Source organism: Saccharomonospora amisosensis, from assembly GCF_011761185.1.
GTDB classification, from domain to species: Bacteria; Actinomycetota; Actinomycetes; order Mycobacteriales; family Pseudonocardiaceae; genus Saccharomonospora_A; species Saccharomonospora_A amisosensis.
This window is the reverse complement of record NZ_JAAOYM010000001.1, coordinates 3,512,338-3,535,082: the sequence shown is the minus strand read 5'-3', so window position 1 is coordinate 3,535,082 and position 22,745 is coordinate 3,512,338. Positions and strand designations below refer to the sequence as shown.

24 protein-coding genes are annotated in these 22,745 nt (G+C 68.0%); 18 read left to right on the top strand and 6 right to left on the bottom strand.

All coding sequences use genetic code 11. From position 1 onward, the window contains the following. Positions 1–39 precede the first annotated feature (39 nt). Positions 40–1,272, top strand: coding sequence for a serine hydrolase domain-containing protein (locus FHU38_RS17190; RefSeq protein ID WP_167172681.1), 1,233 nt, complete (start codon positions 40–42; stop codon positions 1,270–1,272). Positions 1,273–1,301: 29 nt separating this feature from the next. Here FHU38_RS17190 and FHU38_RS17185 read toward each other — a convergent pair whose 3' ends face one another. Together FHU38_RS17185 and FHU38_RS17180 are read right to left on the bottom strand one after the other, a co-directional pair. Beyond that, positions 1,302–3,404, bottom strand: a complete 2,103-nt coding sequence (locus FHU38_RS17185) for a catalase (RefSeq protein WP_167172678.1) — start codon at positions 3,402–3,404, stop codon at positions 1,302–1,304. A gap of 115 nt (positions 3,405–3,519) precedes the next feature. Next, the gene (locus FHU38_RS17180; protein ID WP_390623300.1) at positions 3,520–3,894 is read right to left on the bottom strand and encodes an SSI family serine proteinase inhibitor; all 375 of its coding nucleotides are present in this window, start codon (positions 3,892–3,894) and stop codon (positions 3,520–3,522) included. Positions 3,895–4,052: 158 nt separating this feature from the next. Here FHU38_RS17180 and FHU38_RS17175 point away from each other — a divergent pair, with 158 nt between their 5' ends. The 4 genes from FHU38_RS17175 (at position 4,053) to FHU38_RS17160 (ending at position 8,499) form a co-directional block, all read left to right on the top strand. Then, positions 4,053–5,375 (top strand): aspartate aminotransferase family protein, encoded by a 1,323-nt coding sequence (locus FHU38_RS17175; RefSeq protein ID WP_167172676.1) that lies wholly within the window; start codon positions 4,053–4,055, stop codon positions 5,373–5,375. 163 nt (positions 5,376–5,538) lie between these two features. Further along, a complete protein-coding gene (gene hrcA, locus FHU38_RS17170; protein ID WP_167172674.1) occupies positions 5,539–6,564 on the top strand; it encodes a heat-inducible transcriptional repressor HrcA in 1,026 nt (341 codons plus the stop codon). 25 nt (positions 6,565–6,589) lie between these two features. Further along, the gene (dnaJ, locus tag FHU38_RS17165) at positions 6,590–7,747 is read left to right on the top strand and encodes a molecular chaperone DnaJ (RefSeq protein ID WP_167172672.1); all 1,158 of its coding nucleotides are present in this window, start codon (positions 6,590–6,592) and stop codon (positions 7,745–7,747) included. Then, positions 7,747–8,499, top strand: coding sequence for a 16S rRNA (uracil(1498)-N(3))-methyltransferase (locus FHU38_RS17160; RefSeq protein ID WP_167172670.1), 753 nt, complete (start codon positions 7,747–7,749; stop codon positions 8,497–8,499). The genes dnaJ and FHU38_RS17160 overlap by 1 nt, the downstream gene beginning before the upstream one ends. Before the next feature lie 452 nt (positions 8,500–8,951). On the opposite strand, the gene FHU38_RS17155 is transcribed toward FHU38_RS17160, so the two are convergent. Continuing rightward, the gene (locus tag FHU38_RS17155) at positions 8,952–9,338 is read right to left on the bottom strand and encodes a DoxX family protein (protein WP_167172668.1); all 387 of its coding nucleotides are present in this window, start codon (positions 9,336–9,338) and stop codon (positions 8,952–8,954) included. A 131-nt stretch (positions 9,339–9,469) separates the two neighbouring features. On the opposite strand from FHU38_RS17155, the gene FHU38_RS17150 reads away from it, so the two are divergent. The 6 genes from FHU38_RS17150 to FHU38_RS17125 all read left to right on the top strand — a co-directional run bounded on the left by FHU38_RS17150 (position 9,470) and on the right by FHU38_RS17125 (position 13,765). Next, a complete protein-coding gene (locus FHU38_RS17150; RefSeq protein WP_167172666.1) occupies positions 9,470–9,964 on the top strand; it encodes a MarR family winged helix-turn-helix transcriptional regulator in 495 nt (164 codons plus the stop codon). 59 nt (positions 9,965–10,023) lie between these two features. Continuing rightward, positions 10,024–10,389: a histidine triad nucleotide-binding protein gene (locus tag FHU38_RS17145; RefSeq protein ID WP_167172664.1), complete on the top strand. Its 366-nt coding sequence runs from the start codon at positions 10,024–10,026 to the stop codon at positions 10,387–10,389. A 95-nt stretch (positions 10,390–10,484) separates the two neighbouring features. Further along, positions 10,485–11,552, top strand: a complete 1,068-nt coding sequence (locus FHU38_RS17140) for a PhoH family protein (RefSeq protein WP_167172662.1) — start codon at positions 10,485–10,487, stop codon at positions 11,550–11,552. Next, positions 11,549–12,100, top strand: a complete 552-nt coding sequence (gene ybeY / locus FHU38_RS17135; protein ID WP_167172660.1) for an rRNA maturation RNase YbeY — start codon at positions 11,549–11,551, stop codon at positions 12,098–12,100. Before FHU38_RS17140 ends, ybeY begins: the two co-directional genes overlap by 4 nt. Continuing rightward, positions 12,097–13,437 carry a hemolysin family protein gene (locus tag FHU38_RS17130; RefSeq protein WP_167172658.1) on the top strand — a complete coding sequence of 447 codons (1,341 nt, stop codon included), beginning with the start codon at positions 12,097–12,099 and terminating at the stop codon, positions 13,435–13,437. The genes ybeY and FHU38_RS17130 overlap by 4 nt, the downstream gene beginning before the upstream one ends. Next, the gene (locus FHU38_RS17125) at positions 13,430–13,765 is read left to right on the top strand and encodes a cytidine deaminase (protein ID WP_167172656.1); all 336 of its coding nucleotides are present in this window, start codon (positions 13,430–13,432) and stop codon (positions 13,763–13,765) included. The genes FHU38_RS17130 and FHU38_RS17125 overlap by 8 nt, the downstream gene beginning before the upstream one ends. A gap of 17 nt (positions 13,766–13,782) precedes the next feature. Here the strand turns inward: FHU38_RS17125 and FHU38_RS17120 are convergent, their stop codons facing one another. Continuing rightward, positions 13,783–15,054, bottom strand: a complete 1,272-nt coding sequence (locus FHU38_RS17120) for an IS110 family transposase (RefSeq protein ID WP_243852283.1) — start codon at positions 15,052–15,054, stop codon at positions 13,783–13,785. A gap of 194 nt (positions 15,055–15,248) precedes the next feature. On the opposite strand from FHU38_RS17120, the gene era reads away from it, so the two are divergent. From era to FHU38_RS17100, 4 genes are all read left to right on the top strand, one after another. After that, entirely contained in the window at positions 15,249–16,226 is a 978-nt protein-coding gene (gene era, locus FHU38_RS17115; RefSeq protein WP_208415717.1) for a GTPase Era, read from the top strand. A gap of 68 nt (positions 16,227–16,294) precedes the next feature. Then, entirely contained in the window at positions 16,295–17,146 is an 852-nt protein-coding gene (gene recO / locus FHU38_RS17110; RefSeq protein ID WP_167172651.1) for a DNA repair protein RecO, read from the top strand. Further along, entirely contained in the window at positions 17,091–17,927 is an 837-nt protein-coding gene (locus tag FHU38_RS17105) for an isoprenyl transferase (RefSeq protein ID WP_167172649.1), read from the top strand. The genes recO and FHU38_RS17105 overlap by 56 nt, the downstream gene beginning before the upstream one ends. Continuing rightward, positions 17,924–18,334, top strand: coding sequence for a hypothetical protein (locus FHU38_RS17100; RefSeq protein WP_167172647.1), 411 nt, complete (start codon positions 17,924–17,926; stop codon positions 18,332–18,334). The genes FHU38_RS17105 and FHU38_RS17100 overlap by 4 nt, the downstream gene beginning before the upstream one ends. A 31-nt stretch (positions 18,335–18,365) precedes the next feature. On the opposite strand, the gene FHU38_RS17095 is transcribed toward FHU38_RS17100, so the two are convergent. Together FHU38_RS17095 and FHU38_RS17090 are read right to left on the bottom strand one after the other, a co-directional pair. After that, entirely contained in the window at positions 18,366–18,815 is a 450-nt protein-coding gene (locus FHU38_RS17095; RefSeq protein ID WP_167172645.1) for a Fur family transcriptional regulator, read from the bottom strand. Next, the gene (locus tag FHU38_RS17090) at positions 18,812–19,207 is read right to left on the bottom strand and encodes an ArsR/SmtB family transcription factor (protein WP_167176200.1); all 396 of its coding nucleotides are present in this window, start codon (positions 19,205–19,207) and stop codon (positions 18,812–18,814) included. The genes FHU38_RS17095 and FHU38_RS17090 overlap by 4 nt, the downstream gene beginning before the upstream one ends. A gap of 159 nt (positions 19,208–19,366) precedes the next feature. On the opposite strand from FHU38_RS17090, the gene FHU38_RS17085 reads away from it, so the two are divergent. The 3 genes from FHU38_RS17085 to FHU38_RS17075 all read left to right on the top strand — a co-directional run bounded on the left by FHU38_RS17085 (position 19,367) and on the right by FHU38_RS17075 (position 22,744). Further along, positions 19,367–20,581 carry a hypothetical protein gene (locus FHU38_RS17085; RefSeq protein ID WP_167172643.1) on the top strand — a complete coding sequence of 405 codons (1,215 nt, stop codon included), beginning with the start codon at positions 19,367–19,369 and terminating at the stop codon, positions 20,579–20,581. Between the two features lie 6 nt (positions 20,582–20,587). After that, complete coding sequence (locus FHU38_RS17080; RefSeq protein ID WP_167172641.1) at positions 20,588–21,244, top strand: class F sortase; 657 nt, start codon at positions 20,588–20,590, stop codon at positions 21,242–21,244. A gap of 99 nt (positions 21,245–21,343) precedes the next feature. Continuing rightward, a complete protein-coding gene (locus FHU38_RS17075) occupies positions 21,344–22,744 on the top strand; it encodes a glycine--tRNA ligase (RefSeq protein WP_167172639.1) in 1,401 nt (466 codons plus the stop codon). Position 22,745 lies beyond the last annotated feature (1 nt).

Sequence of the window (22,745 nt, the reverse complement as noted above, 5' to 3'; positions counted from 1 at the left end):
GCTAACACTGTCGGCTCCGCAGGCGGTAGAACTGACGCCATGACGAACCTCGCGGTGGAGGCTGACGCCGGGGAACTCGGTTTCGACGCCCAGCGGCTGAGCCGCATCGATCGCCGGATGGCGCGCTACGTCGACGAGGGCCTGCTGCCCGGCTGGCTCACCGTCGTGACGCGGCACGGTAAGATCGCGCACCTTTCCAGCTACGGGCATCGTGATCTGGAGGCCGGGCTCGGGGTGGAGGTCGACACTCTGTGGCGCATCTACTCGATGACCAAGCCCATCACCTCGGTCGCCGCGATGATGCTGTTCGAGGAAGGTGAGTTCGAACTAACCGATCCCATCCACCGCTGGCTGCCCGAGCTCGCCGAGCCGCAGGTGTACGTCAAGGGCTCGGCGCTGCGCCCGGTGACCGAACCCGCCACCGAGCCGATCAGGGTATGGCACCTGCTCACTCACACGGCGGGGCTGACGTACGGCTTTCACCACGCACACCCGGTGGACGGGCTCTACCGGGCCGCGGGCTTCGAGTGGAGCACACCGCAGGGCAAGGATCTGGCCGCGTGCAGCGAGGCCTGGGCCGAGTTGCCGCTGCTGTTCCAGCCGGGCACCGAATGGAACTACTCGGTGGCAACCGACGTACTCGGCAGGCTGGTGGAGGTCGTCTCCGGAATGCCGCTCGACCGGTTCTTCGCCGAGCGCATCCTCGGCCCGCTCGGGATGACGGAGACCACCTTCCACGTCGACGGTGCCGCCGTGGACCGGCTGGCCGCGCTGTACGTGCCCGACCCGGTTACCCGCCGCGCGAAGCGCAACGACACCTTCACAGACGCGATCAAGAAGAAGCCCGCGTGCCTGCAGGGCGGAGCGGGACTGGCGGGCACCGCGGCCGACTACCACCGGTTCACGCAACTGCTGCTGCGTGGCGGCGAGCTCGACGGCACCCGGCTGCTCAGCCCGCGCACCGTGCGCCTGATGACCCGAAACCACCTACCCGGCGATGTCGACCTCGAGCAGTTCGGGCGGCCGCTGTTCGCCGAGATCCCGTTCAACGGGTTCGGGTTCGGGCTGGGGTTCTCGGTACTGCGTGACCCGGCCAAGGCCAAGACGCTGTCCAGCGAGGGCGAATTCGCCTGGGGTGGTGCGGCGAGCACGGCGTTCTGGGTGGATCCTGCGGAGGATCTGACCGTGCTGTTCTTCACCCAGCTCATGCCGTCCAGCACCTACCCGCTTCGCCAGCAGCTGCGCCAGCTCGTCTACCAGGCGCTGGTCTGACCAGACCTCGGCCGGGCCTCACGCATGCCTCATGCGGGCACGGACTCGGTCGCCCGTTCCCAGGCCCGGTGGCGGGCGAGCCGGTCGGTGAGCCGGGTGACGAAGTCGTCGGGAAGCGCGTTGCCCTCCGCGGTCGTGGTGATCACGCCACGGTCGTCCACCACCTCAATGCTGTCGGCGAGTCGTTCGATGATCTCGCCGGTGCGCAGCAGCTCCAAGCCGGACCCGAATGCCGCGACCGGTTTGGCGTGCTTGTAGGCCTCGGTCACGAAATGCACGGCGTAGCCGTCACGCGCGAGCGTGGCGGCGCTGTCCGGCCCGGATGCCACCACAACGGCGTCGTACAGCACCGAAGCCATGGTGTTCAACGCCCAGTCCGCGGAAACACCGCCGTCGGCACCCGGTAGCTCCCCGTCGACAGGTGCGAGCACCTCGGCGACGACACCGTGCCGGTCGAGCGCCTCGACAAGGCGGCGCGTGCCGGGACCGTCAACGCCCTCGGCGGCCAGTACGGCGACCTTGCGGGTGTCGGCGCGGTCCATCGGCGCGTTCAGCTGGGACAGCGCGGGTGAGGAACGGCCGTGGTTCGGCGTGACCTCGTCGGCGGGCGGCTGCACGCCAACGCCCCTCGCCACCCGAACGGCCAGGTCATGATCGACGCGGTTGAGGTGCTCCACGACCCGAGCCCGGATCTGCTTGTGCTCCACCTTGCCCAACTCGAACCGGAAGGCCGCGACGATGTGCTCGGCCTCGACCTCGGACATGCTGTTCCAGAACAGCGTGGCCTGCGAGTAGTAGTCCTTGAAGCTCTCACTGCGCTTGCGGATCTTGTGGCCCTCGACCTTCTCGGCATAGTGCGAGAAGGCGCTGCCGTCGGCGATCGCGGGGCAGCCGCCGCCGAGGGTGTTCTTGTAGTACGACGTCTGCCCTCGGTTTATCCGCAGCTGGCCGTATCCGTCACGCTGGTTGTTGTGCACCTCGGCCACCGGCCGGTTCACCGGGAGCTGCGCGAAGTTCGGCCCACCGAGCCGGATGAGCTGAGTGTCCAAGTAGGAGAAATTGCGGGCCTGTAGCAGCGGGTCGTTGGTGAAGTCGATCCCCGGTACCACGTTGGCGGTGTGGAAGGCGATCTGCTCTGTCTCGGCGAAGAAGTTGTCCGGATTGCGGTCGAGCACCATGCGGCCGACGGGTCTGACCGGAACCTGTTCCTCCGGGATGAACTTGGTAGCGTCGAGCAGGTCGAAGTCGAACGCGAACTCGTCGGCCTCGTCGACAAGTTGCACGCCCAGTTCGTACTCGGGGTACTGTCCGGCTTCGATGGCGTCCCACAGGTCGCGACGGTTGTAGTCGGGGTCCTTGCCCGCGACCTTCTGCGTCTCGTCCCACACCAGCGAGTGTGTGCCGAGCAGTGGCTTCCAGTGAAATTTCACGAACGTGCCCCTGCCGTCGGCGTTGACCAGCCGGAACGTGTGCACGCCGAAGCCCTGCATCATCCGGTAGCTGCGGGGCAGTGCCCGGTCGGACATCAGCCACATCATCATGTGCATCGTCTCCGGTTGCAGGGAGACGAAGTCCCACAGCGTGTCGTGCGCCGACTGAGCCTGCGGGATCTCGTTGTGCGGCTCGGGCTTCACGGCGTGGACGAAGTCGGGGAACTTGATCCCGTCGTGTATGAAGAACACCGGCATGTTGTTGCCGACGAGGTCGTAGTTGCCCGCGTCGGTGTAGAACTTCGTCGCGAACCCGCGCACGTCGCGCACGGTGTCGGCCGAGCCGCGAGATCCGGCGACCGTGGAGAACCGCACGAACACCGGGGTTCGCTTGGCGGGGTCGCGAAGGAAATCGGCCATGGTGTATTCGGCGAGCCAGTCGTCGTAGGGCTGGAAGTGGCCGTAGGCGCCCGCGCCCCTGGCGTGGACCACGCGTTCTGGGATGCGCTCGTGGTCGAAGTGGGTGAGCTTCTCCCTGAAGTGGAAGTCTTCGAGCAGGGTCGGGCCGCGCTCGCCCACCGTGAGCGAGTCGTCGGTGTGGTCGACCCGAACTCCTTGTTGTGTGGTCAGCAGGGTGTCGTCGTCGTTGACCCGGAAATCGCCGAGTTGTCGATCCTTGTCATCACGAGGTTCTTGCGCCATGGCGGGCTGCCTCCCTGGTCGATGCGTCGGGGAGCCTTCGCGAGTTCGGCTACCCCGCCATGGCGGTGACAAACGACGGCATCCGGCGGCGAGCGGCGACAACCGACAGAGCTGTTCAGAAGCCGAAGACCCCACCGGAGCGAGCGCCTGCGAAGCAGGGATTGGAGTACTCGGTGGTGAAACGAACCGGCTCACCCTGCCAGTGGCCGCGCGCCTCCGCCCGCACCGGGGAGTAGATCATCGTGCACTGCCGCTGGAGTGCGGGCAGCCGATCGAAGTCGCCGTCGGCCGCATCGAGCGCGGCACAGGCCTGCTGGGCCCTCGGGTGCGTTCCCGCGTCGGGTTCACAGGTCAGGTGTACGGAGCGGGTCACACCGTCGGTGCCGCGCAGGGAGAGGGACAGGGACGACTCGGCGGGTAGGGCCAGCCCGCCCGCGCACAGCGCGGTGAGCGTGCACGCGGCGAGCGACCCAGCAGCGATCATGGACATGTTTCGGCTATCGGCACGCGAACGGTGGAACCTTTGTTACTCCGACAGGTGATGATCATCCCCGATTGGGCGAAGGGCACGTGCACGGGCAGTGACGAGGGCGCGGGCGTCGGCTTCGTACCTGGCGCGGTGTGCGGTGTGCGGTGAGACTCGACCGCATGACCGAATCGGACCTGCTGGGCAGGCATCGGGCCGTGCTGCCGGAATGGCTGACGCTGTACTACTCCGACCCCATCGAGATCGTCCGCGCGAGCGGGCGGCACGTGACCGACTCGCGGGGTCGCGGCTACCTGGACTTTTTCGCGGGCATCCTCACCAACGCGCTGGGCTACGACATCGCCGAGGTCTCCGACGCGGTGCGAGCCCAGCTCGACACCGGAGTGCTGCACACTTCCACGCTGTACCTCATCCGCAACCAGGTTGAGCTTGCCGAGCGGATAGCGAAGCTGTCCGGCATCCCCGACGCCAAGGTGTTCTTCACCAACTCCGGCACGGAAGCCAACGAGACGGCGCTCATGCTGGCGACGCAGTACCGCCGCAGCAATCAGGTGCTGGCGCTGCGCAACTCCTACCACGGCAGAGCCTTCGGCACCGTGGGTGTGACCGGCAACCGGGGCTGGTCGGCCAGTTCGCTTTCTCCCGTGAAGGTGAGTTACGTACACGGCGGTTACCGCTACCGAGGGCCGTTCTCCGGCTACTCCGACGCCGAGTACATCGCCGCCTGTGTCCAGGACCTGCGCGACGTACTGGCCACCACGACCTCGGGCGACGTCGCCGCGCTGATCGCGGAGCCGATCCAGGGTGTGGGCGGGTTCAACGTGCCGCCTGACGGGTTGTTCAAAGCCTTCAAGCAGGTCCTTGACGAGGAGGGCATCCTGCTCGTCTCCGACGAGGTGCAGACCGGTTGGGGGCGTACCGGCGAGCACTTCTGGGGCATCGAGGCCCACGGCGTGACACCGGACATCATGACCTTCGCCAAGGGCGTCGGTAACGGCCTCGCCATGGGCGGGGTGATCGCCCGCCGCGAGATCATGGACTGCCTTCGGGCCAACTCCATCTCCACCTTCGGCGGCAACCCGCTCGCCACGGCCGCGGCCATGGCGACGCTGGACTACTTGCTGGACAACGACCTGCAGGCCAACGCGGCCGAACTCGGCGAGCGGCTGCTTCGCGGGTTGCGCGACATCGGCGACGCGCACGCCGTGGTGGGCGATGTGCGAGGCAAGGGATTGATGATCGGCCTTGAACTCGTCGTACCCGGCGGCAGCCAACCCAGCGAGCGGGCAGCGGGAATCGTGCTGGAGGAGACCAAGTCGCGCGGCCTGCTGGTGGGCAAGGGTGGGTTGCACGGCAACGTCATCCGGCTCGCGCCGCCGATGACGCTGACGGCCGAGGAAACCGGGCAAGCGCTGCGAATACTCGGTGAGTCCGTCGCCGTGGCCGACCGGGAAGTCCGTGAAACTCACCGGCCGGACCGCTGACCTTCACCCACTGTTCTGTGAGCGAGATCACCGGTGCTGCCGGGCGTGGTGGCACACGGAGCCCGCTGCCGTGCGCAGGGACTGCTCCACAGCGGCTGTAAGAACGTAAACTCGTCGTCAGCCAGGCATGGGCAGGTCGAGTTGACGACGAGAGGAGACGCCGGTGGCCAGCGCTGACGAGCGTCGCTTCGAGGTGTTGCGCGCCATCGTTGCCGACTACGTGTCCAACCACGAGCCGGTCGGTTCGAAGGCGTTGGTCGACCGGCACAACCTGGGCGTGTCGAGTGCCACCGTTCGCAACGACATGGCCGCCCTCGAGGAGGACGGCTACATCACCCAGCCGCACACCAGCGCGGGCCGTATCCCCACGGACAAGGGCTACCGGCTGTTCGTGGACAAACTTTCCGAGGTCAAGCCGCTTTCCAGCGCCGAGCGGCGGGCGATCGGGCAGTTCCTAGAGGGTGCGCTCGATCTCGACGACGTCCTCAGGCGGTCGGTGCGGCTGCTGGCACAGCTGACCCGGCAGGTGGCGGTGGTGCAGTACCCGACACTGACCAACTCCACGGTGCGGCACGTGGAGGTGGTCCTGCTCACCCCTGCCCGGCTCATGCTCGTGCTCATCACCGACACCGGCCGCGTCGACCAGCGGATCGTCGACCTCGGGGACGTGATCAGCGACGATTCGGTGGCCCGGCTTCGTGACGTGCTGAACTCGGCGCTGCAGGGGCACCGGCTCGCCGAGGCCGCCGCGAAGGTGTCCGAACTGCCCGAGCACGCCCCAACCGAACTGCGGGACGCCATGACACGGGTGTGCACCGTGCTCGTGGAGTCCCTGGTGGAGCACCCGGAGGAACGCCTGGTGCTCGGTGGTACCGCCAACCTGACGCGCAACGTCGCCGACTTCCCTGGCTCGCTGCGGCAGGTGCTGGAAGCCCTGGAGGAGCAGGTGGTGGTGTTGAAACTGCTCGCCGCCGCGCGTAACCCCGGTGCGATCACGGTGCGGATCGGGGAGGAGAATGAGGACGAGCAGATGCGCAGTACGTCGGTGGTGTCGATCGGCTACGGCTCGGACGAGATCTTGATGGGGGGCATGGGTGTCGTCGGCCCCACCAGGATGGACTATCCGGGCACGATCGCGGCGGTGCGTGCTGTGGCCAACTACGTGGGCCAGATCCTGTCCGGCAAGTAGGCGTTTCTAGGAGGACGGCAAGACGGTGGCCAGGGACTACTACGGCATCCTCGGGGTGTCGAAGAACGCGACCGATCAGGAGATCAAGCGCGCATACCGCAAGCTCGCGCGTGAGCTGCACCCTGATGTCAACCCGTCCGAGGACGCGCAGCACCGCTTCAGCGAGGTCACCACCGCCTACGAGGTGCTGTCCGATCCACAGAAGCGCAAGGTGGTCGACCTCGGTGGCGACCCGCTGGACAACGGCGCGAGCGCGGGCGGGCGCGACCCTTTCGCTGGTTTCGGCGGGCTCGGCGACATCATGGATGCCTTCTTCGGCGCCGCCACCGGTGGTGGCAGGGGCAGGGGTCCGCGCAGCCGTGTTCAGCCGGGCTCGGACGCGCTGATCAGGCTGAGCCTGACACTGGAGGAGTGCGCGACGGGCGTGGACAAGGAGATCGCCGTCGACACGGCGATCCTGTGCGACCGTTGCCGCGGCGCGGGCACCGCGGAGGGTGGCACCGTCACCACCTGCGACACCTGCGGTGGGCAGGGCGAGATTCAGTCGGTGCAACGTTCCTTCCTCGGGCAGGTGGTTACCGCGAGGCCGTGCCCGGTGTGCCGCGGCTTCGGCGAGGTCATCACCGACCCGTGCCAGCAGTGCGGCGGTGACGGCCGGGTGCGGGCGCGGCGCAACGTGACCGCGAAGATCCCGCCGGGTGTTGGCGACGGCATGCGCATCCGGCTTTCCGGGCAGGGCGAGGTAGGCCCTGGCGGTGGCCCCGCGGGTGACCTGTACGTGGAGATCGACGAGGCTCCGCACGAGGTCTTCGTCAGGGAGGGCAACGACCTGCACTGTCATCTGCGCATCCCGATGACGAGTGCCGCGCTCGGTGCCACCGTTCCGCTGGAGACCCTCGTCGACGGGGTGCAGGACATCGACATCGAGCCGGGGACCCAGCCGAACGCCGAGTTGCTGCTCACCGGCATGGGCATGCCGAGGCTGCGCTCGTCCGGCCGCGTCGACGGCAGGGGTGACCTGCACGTGCACATCGATGTCGTCGTGCCGACCAAGCTGGACGAGGAGCAGGCGGAGTTGTTGCGTCAGCTCGCGCAGATCCGTGGTGAGGAAGCGCCGTCGCTGGCGGGCAACGGCCACAAGCAGGGCGGCCTGTTCTCGAAGCTGCGCGCCAAGAGCCGCTGATGCCCGACGCGACGCCTCCGGTCTTCCTGGTGGCGACGCTGCCCGAGGGCCCGCATGCGGTGCTGGACGGCGAGGAGGCACGCCACGCCGTCACCGTGCGACGCATGCGGCAGGGGGAGCGGCTGGCGCTGTGTGACGGCGAGGGCGCCCTCGCCGAGTGTGTCGTGGAGTCGATAAGGCCTGGCAGGGCTCCCTCACTGGAGCTGCTGGTGACGCGACGGCGGCTGGAGCAGCCTCCCGCGCTGCTCGTGACGGTCGCGCAGGCGCTGATCAAGGGTGACCGAGGTGAGCTGGCCGTCGAGTTGGCCACCGAGGCAGGCGCGGATGCGGTCGTACCTTGGCGTGCGGCGCGCAGCATCGCTCGCTGGGAGGAGGGTGCCAGGGGCGCCAAGGCATTGGGCCGCTGGCGCAACGCGGCCAGAGTCGCCACGAAGCAGGCGCGTCGTGGCCGGGTGCCGACGGTGAGCGAACCGGTGGACACCGATGGGCTCGCCGAGCTGGTGTCGCGGGCGGCGGGTGCGGTGGTGCTCGACGCGGGCGCGGAGCGGACCCTCGCCGAGGTTGAGCTGCCGGAGCGCGGCGAGTTTGTCCTGGTGGTGGGGCCGGAGGGTGGCGTAACCGAGGAGGAGGTCGACACACTGGTCGCCGTGGGCGCGATCAGGGCGCGGCTGGGCCCGACTGTGCTGCGCGCGTCCACGGCCGCCACCGTCGCGCTGGGTGCGCTCGGTGCCCTGACCGCGCGCTGGCGATAGGCCGAACGGACGCATTCGACTGAAACGCCCGCGACATTTTCTCCGCTTTTCGACGCGTTTCCTGGCGCCACTGCCGTCGCTGCCCGTACTCTTGCCACGATCGGGCACGCGAGAAGTTCTCGGGTGTCGACGACCCCGCCGGACACCTCCCCCTCGGTCCGGCGGAGCCGCGGCGGCGGGTGAAGCGACCCCCAGGCTTCACCGCCCCGCGGCGCCTCAAACTGGTTCGCCGCAACCCTTACCTACGCTCAAGTAGTCCACTGTGTTCAGAAGGTCGAGGCGAGCGGAATTCATTCCATAAATCGAATGGTTCACCATGATGAACATTCCTCGCGGGTTATGGGTCGTTCGGATAGTGCGTGCGACGACGGCAATTCACGGCACAGAATGGTTACTCCCCGGTACGGTGCTTCGCATGCCCAGGCTGTTCACGGCTTCGTCGGGGGCGTCGGTCAGGCGATGAAGGACTCCGGGCCGAAGCGTCCCCACGCGACGAACGCGGCGAGGGCGAGATAGGCCGAGGTCGCCACCACGAACTTCGCGCCGTCGCGGTACCGCACGTGGGTGCTTACCGCGCCGACCATCAGCAACGCCCAGCACACGGCGGTTACCGGCACCATGATCGGTGCGATGTCGACCAAGGCGGGCAGGATCAGCCCGACCGAGGCCAGCAACTCCAGGACGCCGAGGGTCTTGATGAAGCCGCGGCTCGCGTTGGCGGTCCAGCGCCCGCCCGCGGCTCCCGCCAGCTTTTCCTTGGGTACGAAGGTCTTGCTGATACCGCCGACCAGTGCGACGGCGGCGAGCAGCCCTGCGGAGATCCACAGTGCGAGGTCCATGAGTCCTCCCTTGCCGGTTTGGTGTTCAACCTCAAGACACGGCGTGGCCGAGTAACGTGACAGCGCGCGAGGCAGGTTCGGGGCGCCTCGGCTACGGTTGGGTTACTCACCGGTACGGTAGGGTGCGCTGCGTGACCACGGCGGACGAAGACCGGGCGGCGGTCGCGGATTTCCCGACCAGGACCGCGGCCTTCCTGCTCGCCCAGCTCGGTGCGCATGCGCGGAGCCGGTTCGCCGAACGTGCTGGTGAGCTGGGCCTGACACTTCCTGACATCGTGTTGTTGCGGATGATCGCCTGCGAGCCAGGACGCAGCCAGCGCTCGCTGGCCGCCGAGTTGGGGGTGGTGCCCAGCCGGGTCGTCGCGCTCATCGACAGCCTGGACGCCAGGGGCCTGGTGGACCGGCGGCGGTGTCCCAAGGACCGTCGCAACCACGCCCTGCACCTAACCGGCAAGGCTCACACGCTGCTCGCCAGGGTGCGAGAGGCCGCGGCCGCACACGAGGACGACATCTGCGCCGCGCTCGACGCGGGAGAACGTACCCGGCTGACCGCGTTGCTCGAACGGATGGCGCTGCAGCAGGGCCTGGATACCGATCCGTGTCCCCCGTGCCGGTCTCGGGTCTGAGCGCGCGCGGTGTTGATCACGTACCATGCCGCACGTCGCCTGCGGAAGGTGGGAGAGCAATGAGCGACGCGGAGACCTTGTTCGAGAAGATCATCGCCAGGGAACTGCCCGCCGACATCGTGCACGAGACCGAGACGACGCTGGCGTTCCGTGACATCAACCCGCAGGCCAGCACCCACGTTCTCGTCGTGCCCAAGACCCGGTACCGAGACGTGGCCGAACTCGCCGCCGCCGATCCCCAGTTGCTCGCCGACGTGGTGGCCACAGCGGCCAGGGTGGCGGAGCTGGAGGGGCTGGGCGATGGCTACCGTGTCGTGTTCAACACCGGCGCGGACGCAGGTCAGACCGTATTTCACGTGCACGCACACGTGCTCGGAGGGGAACAGCTCGGGTTCTTCGGGCGTTATACGGGTGCGTCAGGATAAACGCACCTGCCCGCAGGTGCGGATGCCGATAACATCGACACGCGAGACCAGTAACACGAGCAGCGCAGCCGCGCAGAAAGCAGGCCAGAGGCCACGTGGCCGGAACCGTTCCGCAGCATTCCGCACAAGCCGCAGAAGCCGCACAAGCCGCGGCGACCCCAGCGCAGCGGGCACAGTCGAATTTCGAGGTCCCCGACACCGCAGCGCTCGTGCTACTCGGGACTCGTGACGAGAACCTCCGCGCCGCGGAAGAGCTTCTCGACGCCGATGTGCACGTGCGGGGCAACGAGATCACCCTGACCGGCGACCCCGCCGACGTGGCGTTCGCCGAGCGCGTTTTCGCCGAACTGGTGACCCTCGCCGACCGCGGCCAGCAGGTCGGGCCGGACACGGTCCGGCGCACGGTCGCCATGCTCTCCGCGGGCGCCTCCGAGTCTCCCGCTGACGTGCTCAGCATGGACATCCTGTCCCGGCGCGGCCGGACCATCCGGCCGAAGACGCTGAACCAGAAGCGCTACGTCGACGCGATCGACAAGCACACGGTCGTCTTCGGTGTCGGTCCCGCGGGCACGGGCAAGACCTACCTGGCGATGGCCAAGGCCGTGCAGGCGCTGCAGGCCAAGCAGGTGAACCGGATCATCCTGACCAGGCCCGCCGTGGAGGCCGGTGAGCGGTTGGGCTTCCTGCCGGGAACGCTGTACGAGAAGATCGACCCATACCTGCGGCCGCTGTACGACGCGTTGCACGACATGGTGGACCCGGAGTCGATCCCCCGGCTCATGCAGGCGGGCACCATCGAGATCGCCCCGCTGGCCTACATGCGTGGCCGCACCCTCAACGACGCCTTCATCATCCTCGACGAGGCGCAGAACACCACGCCGGAGCAGATGAAGATGTTCCTGACCAGGCTGGGGTTCGGCTCGAAGATCGTGGTCACCGGCGACATCACGCAGGTGGACCTGCCCAGCGGGCAGCGAAGCGGGCTGCGGGTTGTCCGTGACATCCTCGAAGGAGTCGCTGACCTGCACTTCGCCACGCTCACCAGCCACGACGTTGTGCGGCACAAGCTGGTGGGCGACATCGTCGATGCCTACGAGAAGTGGCACGCGGTGCAGGAGGCGTCTGGCAACGGTCACGTGGTCGGTGGGCAGGGGCGCAGGTGAGCATCGAGATCGCCAACGAGTCGGGGGTCAACGTCGACGAGGTGTCGATCGTGTCCGCCGCCCGGTTCGCGCTCGACCAGATGGAGGTCAGCCCGCTGGCCGAGTTGTCGGTGTTGCTCGTGACACTGGACGTGATGGAGGAACTGCACGAGCGTTGGATGGACCTGCCAGGGCCCACCGACGTGATGGCGTTTCCGATGGACGAGTTGGAGTCCACCCGGCGCCCCGACGCGGCCGAGGCCTCGCCCGCGTTGCTCGGCGACATCGTGCTGTGCCCCGCGTTCGCCAAGGAGCAGGCGCGCTCGGCGGGCCATTCGCTGCTTGACGAGTTGCACCTGCTGACCGTGCACGGTGTGCTGCATCTGCTCGGCTACGACCATGCGGAGCCCGCCGAGGAGCAGGAGATGTTCGCGCTGCAGAAGCGCATCCTCGGCGACTTCCGCGCGGCCGTGGCCCAGGTGCAGCGCCGCGACGCGCAGCGCGACAACGACGAGCGGCTGCTCGGTGCTGCGGGACTCGACGGAAGGCCGGAGCCGGAGGCGCCGTGAGCAGTTCGGCCACCTTCCTGGTCGTCGCCGTCCTGCTGGTGCTGCTGGGCGGCAGCTTCGCCGCCGCGGACGCGGCCGTAAGCACCGCGTCGCTGGCTCGCGCCGAGGGGCTGGTGCGTGCGGGCCGGGCCGGTTCAAGGCAACTCGTGGCCGTGCTGAAGGAACGCAGCAGACACATCAACCTGCTCCTGCTGCTGCGGATGGGCGCGGAGCTGACCGCGACCGTGTTCGTCACGGTTGTCAGCCTGCGCTGGTTTGACCAGGTATGGCTGGCCGTGCTGGTCGCGGGTCTGGTCATGGTGCTGGTGAGCTACGTCATCGTCGGCGTCGGTCCACGCACCGTCGGCAGGCAGCACCCCTACCGCGTCGGTCTCGCGGTAGCGGGTCCGGTGCGGGTGCTCGGTAAGGTGCTTGGCCCGCTGAGCAGGCTGCTCATCGTGCTCGGCAACGCCATCACACCGGGCAGGGGATTCCGCGAGGGACCGTTCACCACCGAGGACGAGTTGCGCGAGCTGGTCGATCTCGCGGGGGAACGCGGCGTTGTGGGCACCGACGAGCGCGAGATGATCCACTCGGTGTTCGAACTGGGGGACACGGTCGCGCGTGAGGTGATGGTGCCGCGCACCGAGATCGTGTGGATCGAGCAGGGCAAGACGGTAAGGCAGGCGCTGGCGCTGTCGATGCGCACGGGTTTCACCCGGCTGCCGGTGATCGGAGAGTCGGTGGACGACATCGTCGGCATCGTCAACCTGAAAGACCTGGTCGGTGCCTCCATGGCTGACGGGGGCACCGCGCGGCAGGTGAGTGAGCTGATGAGCCAGGCCACGTTCGTGCCGGACTCCAAACGGCTGGACAACCTGCTGAAGGAGATGCAGGTGTCGCGTACCCATATGGTGATCGCCGTCGACGAGTACGGTGGCACGGCGGGCCTGCTCACCATCGAGGACATCATCGAGGAGATCGTCGGCGAGATCACCGACGAGTCCGACACCGAGGAGACCCCTCCGGTGGAAGTGGTCGACGACCATGTCGTGCGCGTGTCGGCAAGGCTTGGTGTCGACGATCTCGGCGAGTTGTTCGGGGTGGACCTGTCCGACCACGACGTGGAAACCGTGGGCGGGTTGCTGGCGCAGCGGCTCGGCCGAGTACCGCTGCCCGGCGCCGAGGCCGAGGTGGAGGGCCTTCGGCTACGGGCGGAGGGTGGCAAGGACCGCAGGGGCCGGATGCGCATCACCACGGTTGTCGTCCGCACGGCCGATGGGCACCGGATCGGCCCGAACACCGCGACCCGAACCGACGAGCAAGACGAACGCGACAGGAGAGTCGAACATGCCTGACCTCGACCCCGAGGACGAGAAGATCATCATCCTCGCGCGCTCCGCACGGGCGCGGGTGCAGGCCGAGGAAGGCGCCGCCGTGCGCGACGTCGACGGCCGCACATACGCGGCGGCCACCGTGGAACTGCCTTCGCTGAAGTTGACGGCACTGCAGGCCGCCGTGGCGGCCGCGGTGTCCAGCGGAGCCGAGGGACTGGAAGCGGCCGCCGTGGTGACCGACGCCGCCGCGGTCGGCGACCTGTCGGTGCGTGCCGTGCGCGAGCTGACCCCCGACGCGCCGATACTGCGGGCCGACGCGGCGGGGGAGTTGCGGGAGACCATCCGGTGAGACACCTTCTGTCAACCTCAGGCGGCGGTAGCTGTTTGGAGGGTTTTGGATCGGTTGCGTATGTGTACGGCTTCGTCGTAGCGGATGCCTTTGGTGAGGCAGTGCCAGAGGATTTCCAGCCAGCGGTTGGCGAGGGCGCGCAGGGCGCTGTGGTGTGCTTTTCCGGCGGTGATTTTCCGGTCGTAGAACTCGCGCGCCCAGGTCGAGGTTGTGAGGGTGCAGAAGGCCCATTGGTGCACGGCGGTGCCGAGATATCGGTTATGGGCCAGGCGGCGGGCGATGACGAGCTCGCTGCGGCCGGATCGTCGGGTTACGGGTGCGGTTCCGGCGTAGCATTGCAGCCCGTTCGGGGTGTCGAATTGCTCGATGTGATCCCCGATCTCTCCGGCGATCCGGGCGGCGAGGATGTCCCCAAGTCCGGGGAAACTCAGGTAGATGTCACCGCCCGGTATCGCTTTTCCCGGATCGGGATTTCTGGGTTGTTTGGCGCGGCCGTACCGGGTGTCGCCGAGGAGCAGTTCTGCCATGCGGCGTTCCCACGATTTCCGAGCCTCACGCAACGCGAGAAGCTGGGTCGCGGTCAACGAGATTGTGGTGGCTTTCGCGCGGATCAGGTAATCGCGAACCGGGAGTTGCTCGACGGTGAGGGCGTCGGCAACACGGGCGGCGAACCGGTCCGGCCAGCCGTGTCGGGAAGACCGCGCGAAGGACTCGATCGCGTCGGTACCGGCGCCGGCGAGTTGGGCGTGTGTGGGCCAGGTGGCCAGCAGTTTCAGCATGACAGGGCTGCCCAGATCGTCACCGGCGATGGTCAGCGCGGCCGGGAAAGTGGCCAGCAGATCGGCGCGAAGACGGTTGAGCAGCCGCCGCTGGTCCCGGGCCGCTCGTTCGTCATCGCGGGCGATCGAACGCAATTCGCCAGCCAGATTGCCGTGCGGGATCAACTTCCGCAATTCCAGAAACTGATCCAACGCCAGCAAACAACAGATCCGGGCGTCTTCGGCGTCGTCTTTCTTCTTCGCCGGGCCACGACGGCGGGCGACCAGGTCAGGGTTGACCGGCAACACGGTAAACCCCGCGTCGGTCAATGCCTCGACCAATACACCGTGCCGGGTTTCCAACACAACACGCACATCAGCCGGGTCGGTTTCCAACTCCAAGCACCGAGCGATCAACCGGCCCACACCGGCCGCGGTGTGGTCGATACGAAACTGTTCGACGATCCCATTATCAGGTCTGCCGAGCGCGACATCGTGAAACGACTCCGCCCAGTCGATACCAACTCCCAACAAGTGCGTCGATTCCTTTCCCGTCTATGGACACGACAACCGGAGCGGGAGGCATTGCATCGTGCTGATAAACCAGTCCTCACCGGGACGACACCTTCCGAGATGACAAGCCTCCGGCTGAAACCTCCAGGGACGCCGTCTCACGACAGTCCTCGCAGGACAAGCGAACAAAGCGTTCCCCGGAGGTCCCGGCCATGAACGAAGGTAGTCGTATCAGCGAGGGGGGCACGGCCGGGCCAGGCACCGCAGAGGCGACCGGGCATGACGCGACCGGGACAGCGGTGCACCGCTCGGGTTTCGCGTGCTTCGTCGGCAGGCCCAACGCGGGCAAGTCCACGCTGACCAACGCGCTGGTCGGTTCCAAGATCGCGATCACTTCGAGCAAGCCGCAGACGACCCGGCACGCGATCAGGGGCATCGTGCACCGTGAGGACGCCCAGCTCATCATCGTCGACACGCCCGGTCTGCACCGGCCGAGGACGCTGCTCGGCCAGCGGCTCAACGACCTGGTGCGTTCCACGTGGTCGGAGGTGGACGTCGTCGGATTCTGCGTGCCCGCCGACGAGCGGGTCGGTCCGGGTGACCGGTTCATCGCGGGCGAACTGGCCAAGATCGCGCGAAGGACCCCGGTGCTCGGCATCGTCACCAAGACCGACCTCGTCACCCCGGAGCGCGTCGCGGAGCAACTCGTCGCGCTGCAGGAGGTGATGGACTTCGCCGACCTGGTGCCCGTATCCGCAGTCGACGGCTTCCAGGTCGACAAGCTCGCCGACCTGCTGGTGGCCCGGCTTCCCGAGGGCCCGCAGTTGTATCCGGGCGGTGACCTTACCGATGAACCGGAGCAGACGCTGGTCGCCGAGCTGATCAGGGAGGCGGCGCTGGAAGGCGTGCGCGACGAGTTGCCGCACTCCATCGCGGTGACCATCGAGGAGATGCACCCCCGCGAGGGCCGCGACGACCTGGTGGACGTATACGCGCACCTGTACGTGGAGCGGCCCAGCCAGAAGGGCATAGTTCTCGGGCACCGAGGGGCGCGGCTGAAAGAGGTCGGGGCCAAGGCGCGCAGACACATCGAGGCGCTGCTGGGTAGCAGGGTGTACCTCGACCTGCACGTCAAGGTGGCCAAGGACTGGCAGCGCGACCCCAAGCAACTGCGCAAGCTGGGTTTCTAGCGAACCGTTCGCCGAAGTGCTGCTCCGACGCTGCTGAAGGGCCTCGGCGCACGTGGGAAACTGAACGGGTGAGTCTCTATCGGGACACCGGCGTGGTGCTGCGGGTGCACAAGCTCGGGGAAGCCGATCGCATCATCACGCTGCTGACCCGCAGGCACGGCAAGGTGCGCGCGGTTGCCAAGGGAGTGCGGCGGACCACCTCCCGGTTCGGGGCGAGGCTGGAACCGTTCGGGCACGTGGACGTGCAGTTCTACACCGGACGCACGCTCGACGTGATCACGCAGGTCGAGACGGTGGACGCGTTCGCGTTGCCGATCGTCGGCGACTACCAGCGTTACACGGCCGCCAGCGCGATCACCGAAACCGCCGACCGGCTGACCGCCGAGGAAGGCGAGCCGGTGCTGAAGCTGTACTTGCTGGTCACCGGTGCTTTGCGAGCACTGGCTGGCGGGCAGCGAGACGCCTCGCTGGTGCTGGACGCCTTCTTCCTGCGTGCGATGTCGTTCGCGGGGTGGGCACCGGCCATCACCGAGTGCGCCCGCTGCGGCGAGCCTGGACCGCACGGGGCGTTCAACATACAGGCGGGCGGTTCGCTGTGCGCGCGCTGCCGGGTTCCCGGTTCCGTGCACCCGTCGCCGGAGGTACTGGTGCTGCTCGCCGCGCTGTTGCACGGTGACTGGCCGGTGGCGGAGGAGAGCGCCGCGGGTGTCCGGCGCGATGTCAGCGGCCTTGTCGCGGCGCACCTGCAGTGGCATCTGGAGCGGCAGTTGAAGTCGCTGCCGCTCGTGGAACGCCGTGCCCGCGAGGCCCCGATCACGGGCAGGTTAGGGTCGGACCCGGTGTCCGGCGATACGGAGGTAACACGTGCGGCGCAGGGGACGCGAGGCCGCGAAACCGCGGATGGAGTTGCGGGAGCCTGACCCGCATCCGTCGGGGGCGCGCCCGCCGCGAATTCCACCGGAACTGGTGCCCAATCATGTGGCCCTGGTGATGGACGGCAACGGTCGGTGGGCGAACCAGCGAGGGTTGCCCCGCATCGAGGGGCACAAGCGCGGTGAGGCGGTGATGATCGATGTCGCCAGCGGCGCTGTGGAGTTGGGAGTCAAGTGGCTGTCGGTCTACGCCTTCTCCACCGAGAACTGGAAGCGCAGTCCGGAGGAGGTGCGCTTTCTGATGGGCTTCAACCGTGACACGATCCGCAGGCAGGTCGACTACCTCGGCTCCATCGGCGTGCGCATCCGCTGGGCAGGGCGCAAGCCCCGGTTGTGGCAAAGCGTGGTCAAGGAGTTGCAGGCCGCCGAGGAGAAGACCAAACACAACACTCGACTCAACATGACGATGTGCGTGAACTACGGCGGCAGGGCCGAGATCGGCGACGCCGCAAGGCGCATCGCCGTGCTCGCCGCCGAAGGCAAGCTGGACCCGAACAAAGTGGACGAGCGCACGATCGCGAAGTACCTGTACCAGCCTGAAATGCCTGACGTGGACCTGTTCCTGCGACCGTCGGGCGAGCTGCGCACGTCCAACTTCATGCTGTGGCAGTCCGCCTACGCGGAATTCGTCTTTCAGGACACGCTCTTTCCCGATTTCGACCGCACGAAGCTTTGGGACGCCTGCGTCGAGTACGCCAAACGCGACCGCCGGTTCGGCGCCGCGGTCGATGCCGCGGTGAAAGCCGGTGCGCAGGGAGGAAAACGATGACGTCTGAGGCGGCTCACACCGCGGAACTGCTGACCTCTGCGCGGCTCGCGCTGGAACGTTTCCTCGAAGTACGGACCGACGACGACGGGACGCTGACCTTCTCACACGCCGACGTGCCCTGCGTGGTGCAGGCGATGCGGCTCGCCGAAGGACTCGAGGTACTCAGCCTGACCTGCGTGGTGGCCTGGGATCTGCCCGACCAACCCACGTTGGCCGCCTCGGTCGCCGAGCGCGCTGGGCAGGGCCTGTTCGGCACGCTCGGTATCGTCCACACCGAGCGGGGCATGGACCTGACCCTGCGCTACGCGTTTCCCGCGCAGGGGCTGGATGCCACGCCGCTGGGCACCCTGCTGATGCTCGTGGTTTCCACGGCTTCCCAGGTCCGCAGCGAGCTGCTCGGCTCGTGACGCCCTCGGCGTGGCGGGGGACCACCGTGCACTAGCCGGGTGTCCCGTCTCCGGTGGCGGCTTCGGGCCCGCAGCTGGCGCAGGTCCCGACGATCTCGACGGTGTGGCTGATCTCGGAGAACCCGTTGCCGGTGGCGATCTTCTCCGCCCACCGTTCCACCGCGGGTCCTTCCACCTCCACGGTGTAGCCGCAGTGCCTGCACACCAGGTGGTGATGGTGGTGCGCGGAGCACCTTCGGTAGAGCGCTTCGCCGGAACTGGTGCGCAGCACGTCGATCTCCCCGGCCTCGCACAGCGACTGCAGGGTGCGGTACACGGTGGTGAGCCCGATGCCCTCGCCGCGTTTGCGCAGCTCGTCGTGCAGTTCCTGCGCCGAGCGGAAGTCGTCGATCTCGCCGAGGAGTTCGACCACGGCCGCGCGCTGGCGGGTCGCCCTGCGCCCGGGAACGGGTGCGGTGTCGCGTGTCACTGCCCAGCTCATTCGTTTCGCGCACCCTCCTGCACGTGTGCGACGGCGTCGACGACGATGTGCGCCAGGTGATCGTCCACGAGGTGGTACACGACCTCGCGGCCACGCCGCTCGCCGCGTACCACTCCTGCGGCCTTCAACACCCGCAGATGCTGGCTGATCAGCGGTTGCGTCACGTCCAGCGCGTCGACCAGCTCGTGCACACACCGCTCACCGGCGCGCAACTGGAGCACGATCGCGATGCGCACCGGGGCCGCCAGCGCGCGCAACAGCTCGCCGGAAGCGGCAAGGGTAGCGGTCGGTGGCGCGGGGACCGCGGCGGGTGGCTGCCGCGCGGGTGAGTGCTCGTGCCCCTCGGGTCCTCCGGGGAGTGCCGAGGGTGCCTGCGAGCCAACCGTCGCCATGTCGATCTCCAGCCTTGTCGTGAAGCAGCGGTTGGGGATGTGCTCTACCATCCTAGTGCTCCGGCGGGCGGGACAGTGGCTCATGATCCGCGCGGCGACGTGGAAGCACCGAGGGGAAGCATGGTTCGCAACGTTACGAAGCCAGCAGTCTGTGCCGTCGTGGCGGTGGCGTTCGCGGCCGTACCGGGTACCGCGTACGGCACCGAGGGGGTCGACGAGCACACCGGTCCCGTCGGCTACGCCAACGCGGCGGCGCTGGCGGTCGTCGACGACGGCAATGGTGCGGGTGGTGGTTCGGTCATCAGCGAAACGCAGCGCTCGCCGCTGCTGCCGGGTACCTCACGGCTGTCGCCGAACCGGTCGCGCCTGCCGCAGTCCGATGCCGAACGTGACGCGGCGGGGCCGAACTTCCTGTTGCGGATTGGCGGGCACGACATCACGGCCACGCTGCGCGACACCTACGTGCCCGCCGCGGCAGCGGAGGCGGATTTCGTGCTCACCGACCGAGGCTCCGACACGACCGTGCTGAAGCTACGAGCGGCTCGAAGTGAGGTCGAATGCCTTTCCCCCGACCGGGTGCGGGAGCGGACCACGGCCGATCGGCTTTCGCTGCTCACCCGTGATGGGCAGTTGCGTGCCGTGGCCCTCCCTAAAGGCGACGGCGTCGTGAAGCGCGAGGGCCTGCCGTTCGGGCCGCCGATCGAGGTGGCGAGCGACGGTGCAACGGTGACCTCCGACCTCACGATCCGCAGGGTGACGTCGTTCGATCAGCTGCTTCGCCAGGACGAGTGGCGCGAAGGCGACGTCACCGCGGTCGCGGGCTGGCTGGTGGAGATCGTGACCCACGTCGAGCCGGCAGGGGAGTCGCAGCAGACCGAGGAGTCGCAGGAGTCCGAGGAGTCGCAGGAGTCCGAGGAGTCGCAGGAGTCCGAGGAGTCGCAGGAGTCCGAGGAGTCGCAGGAGTCCGAGGAGTCGCAGGAGTCCGGGCTCACGTCGGCTACCCCGACTACCCCGGCCATCGCCACCGGCGACACCGAGACCTCGACGAGTTCGCCGTCGATCGGTACCTCGACAGCACGGTCCAGCGATCAGGCCCAGGCGCGTCAGATCCGGACGAAACTGGTGCTCGGCGGCGTGAGCTGCTCGGTGCCGTCCGACTTCACCGCACGCGACACGGCAGGCGGATCGACCAGGCCCAGCGTCCCGCTGACGATCCCGGCGGGTGTGCGGCAACCCGCACAGCAGTCCGCGGCCTCGACCGTCGACACCGCGCCGCTCGGCGTGGGGTTGCTCGGCGGCGGCGTGGCGCTGGGTGCGCTCGCGCTGCTGCTCGCCCGTCGGCGCGGCACCCCTGCCGGGCGAGGGGAGGAGTAGCCGCGAATGCGTGCCCGCAGGCTCGCGGTCGCCGTCGCGGCGCTCGCGGTCGCCGCGTTCGTCGCGGGTGCCGCCCTGCTGCTGGCGGCACCCACCGTGGTTCCCGGTGCGGCGCCGACCCCCCGGCAGGCTGCCGCCGCGCCGGGCACCACGGCGCCCCCTGCCGTCGAGCTCACCCCGACGACTTCCGCCACCCGCGTGGCGACAAGCGAAGGGCAGCCACCCGGCACGGTGCGGCTGCCGCGGGGCGGCACCGCGGAGCTGGTGCGGCGCGAGCTGACGGCCGACGGCACCCTGCCGATCCCCGACGACCTCGACGAAGCCACGTGGTGGGGAGCCGGGCTGGGTGCCGAACGTGGTGTCGCACTGCTGTCGGGACACGTGAACTGGGGCGGTCGCACCGGGCCGTTCGCCGAGCTGTGGCGTGACCGGCCGGGGCAGCGGGTGACCGTGCGGGATGCCACGGGAGGGCGCTGGGTGTACCGGATCGTCGACACCCTCACCCTGCACAAGGACGAACTGCCCCGGCACGCGCCCAGGTTGTTCTCCCAGCAGGGCCCGCACCGGCTCGTGCTGGTCACGTGCGGCGGCGAGTACACCAGTTCGGGCCAGGGCTACGTGGACAACCGCATCGTCACGGCCGAGTTGCTCACCCGTCCCTGAAGCCGGTGGTGAGGCCAACCTCCCGGGCGTGGTATCCCGGCTGCCGGATACGCTGGTAGCTCACAGTCATAGTCGATTCCGCATGCCCCGGAGCGTTCAGTGCCCGCCAACAAGCCCGCCAACACCATCGAGACCGTCGTCAACCTGTGCAAGCGCCGTGGTTTCGTCTTCCCTTCCGGGGAGATCTACGGCGGCACCCGGTCGGCGTGGGACTACGGGCCCCTTGGTGTGGAACTGAAGGACAACATCAAGCGCCAGTGGTGGAAGACCATGGTGCAGTCCCGCGACGACGTGGTGGGTCTGGACTCGTCGGTGATCCTGCCGCGCCAGGTGTGGGTGGCCTCCGGCCACGTCAACGCGTTCCACGACCCGCTGGTGGAGTGTCTTTCCTGCCACCACCGGTTCCGCGCCGACCAGTTGGCCGAAGACTACGCCGAGCGCACCGGCACCGAGGTCGCGGAGGGCGACCTTTCCGACGTGCCGTGTCCCAACTGCGGCAACCGCGGGCAGTACACCGAGCCGCGCGAGTTCAACATGATGCTCAAGACCTACCTCGGCCCCGTGGAGTCCGAGGAAGGCCTGCACTACCTGAGGCCGGAGACGGCCCAGGGCATCTTCGTGAACTTCCTCAACGTGCAGACCACCTCGCGCAAGAAGCCACCGTTCGGTATCGGTCAGATCGGCAAGTCGTTCCGCAACGAGATCACCCCGGGCAACTTCATCTTCCGGACCCGGGAGTTCGAGCAGATGGAACTGGAGTACTTCGTCGAGCCCGGTGAGGACGAGCGCTGGCACCAGTACTGGATCGACCTGCGCACGCAGTGGTACGTCGACCTGGGTATCAGCAGGGACAACCTGCGCCACTACGAACACCCGAAGGAAAAGCTGTCGCACTACGCCAAGCGCACCGTGGACATCGAGTACCGCTTCGGGTTCTCCTCCGGCCAGGAGTGGGGCGAGTTGGAGGGCATCGCCAACCGAACCGACTTCGACCTCACCACGCACTCCAACCACTCCGGTGTCGACCTCTCGTACTTCGACCAGGCATCGGGGCAGCGCTACCGGCCGTTCGTGATCGAGCCGGCCGCCGGGGTCGGCAGGCCGATGATGGCGTTCCTGATCGACGCCTACACCGAAGACGAGGTGCCCAACGCCAAGGGCGGTACCGACAAGCGCACCGTGCTCAAACTGGACCCGAGGCTGGCGCCGTACAAGGTGGCGGTACTGCCGCTTTCCCGCAACGCCGATCTGACGCCCAAGGCCCGCGACCTCGCCGCGGCGCTGCGCAAGCACTGGAACGTCGACTTCGACGACGCCCAGTCCATCGGCAAGCGCTACCGCAGGCAGGAGGAGATCGGCACGCCGTACTGCGTGACCGTCGACTTCGACACCCTGGAGGACCAGGCCGTCACGGTCCGCGAGCGCGACTCGATGGCGCAGGAGCGCGTCGCCATTGACAAGCTGGAGTCCTACCTGGCCGCGCGGCTGATCGGGTGCTGAC

What these genes read in the sequence shown, in the direction of transcription:
- FHU38_RS17190 (WP_167172681.1), top strand. Translation starts at nt 40, where the DNA reads ATGACGAACCTCGCGGTGGAGGCTGACGCCGGGGAACTCGGTTTCGAC.
- FHU38_RS17185 (WP_167172678.1), bottom strand. Translation starts at nt 3,404, where the DNA reads ATGGCGCAAGAACCTCGTGATGACAAGGATCGACAACTCGGCGATTTC.
- FHU38_RS17180 (WP_390623300.1), bottom strand. Translation starts at nt 3,894, where the DNA reads ATGTCCATGATCGCTGCTGGGTCGCTCGCCGCGTGCACGCTCACCGCG.
- FHU38_RS17175 (WP_167172676.1), top strand. Translation starts at nt 4,053, where the DNA reads ATGACCGAATCGGACCTGCTGGGCAGGCATCGGGCCGTGCTGCCGGAA.
- FHU38_RS17160 (WP_167172670.1), top strand. Translation starts at nt 7,747, where the DNA reads ATGCCCGACGCGACGCCTCCGGTCTTCCTGGTGGCGACGCTGCCCGAG.
- FHU38_RS17155 (WP_167172668.1), bottom strand. Translation starts at nt 9,338, where the DNA reads ATGGACCTCGCACTGTGGATCTCCGCAGGGCTGCTCGCCGCCGTCGCA.
- FHU38_RS17145 (WP_167172664.1), top strand. Translation starts at nt 10,024, where the DNA reads ATGAGCGACGCGGAGACCTTGTTCGAGAAGATCATCGCCAGGGAACTG.
- FHU38_RS17125 (WP_167172656.1), top strand. Translation starts at nt 13,430, where the DNA reads ATGCCTGACCTCGACCCCGAGGACGAGAAGATCATCATCCTCGCGCGC.
- era (WP_208415717.1), top strand. Translation starts at nt 15,249, where the DNA reads ATGAACGAAGGTAGTCGTATCAGCGAGGGGGGCACGGCCGGGCCAGGC.
- FHU38_RS17100 (WP_167172647.1), top strand. Translation starts at nt 17,924, where the DNA reads ATGACGTCTGAGGCGGCTCACACCGCGGAACTGCTGACCTCTGCGCGG.
- FHU38_RS17095 (WP_167172645.1), bottom strand. Translation starts at nt 18,815, where the DNA reads ATGAGCTGGGCAGTGACACGCGACACCGCACCCGTTCCCGGGCGCAGG.
- FHU38_RS17090 (WP_167176200.1), bottom strand. Translation starts at nt 19,207, where the DNA reads ATGGCGACGGTTGGCTCGCAGGCACCCTCGGCACTCCCCGGAGGACCC.
- FHU38_RS17080 (WP_167172641.1), top strand. Translation starts at nt 20,588, where the DNA reads ATGCGTGCCCGCAGGCTCGCGGTCGCCGTCGCGGCGCTCGCGGTCGCC.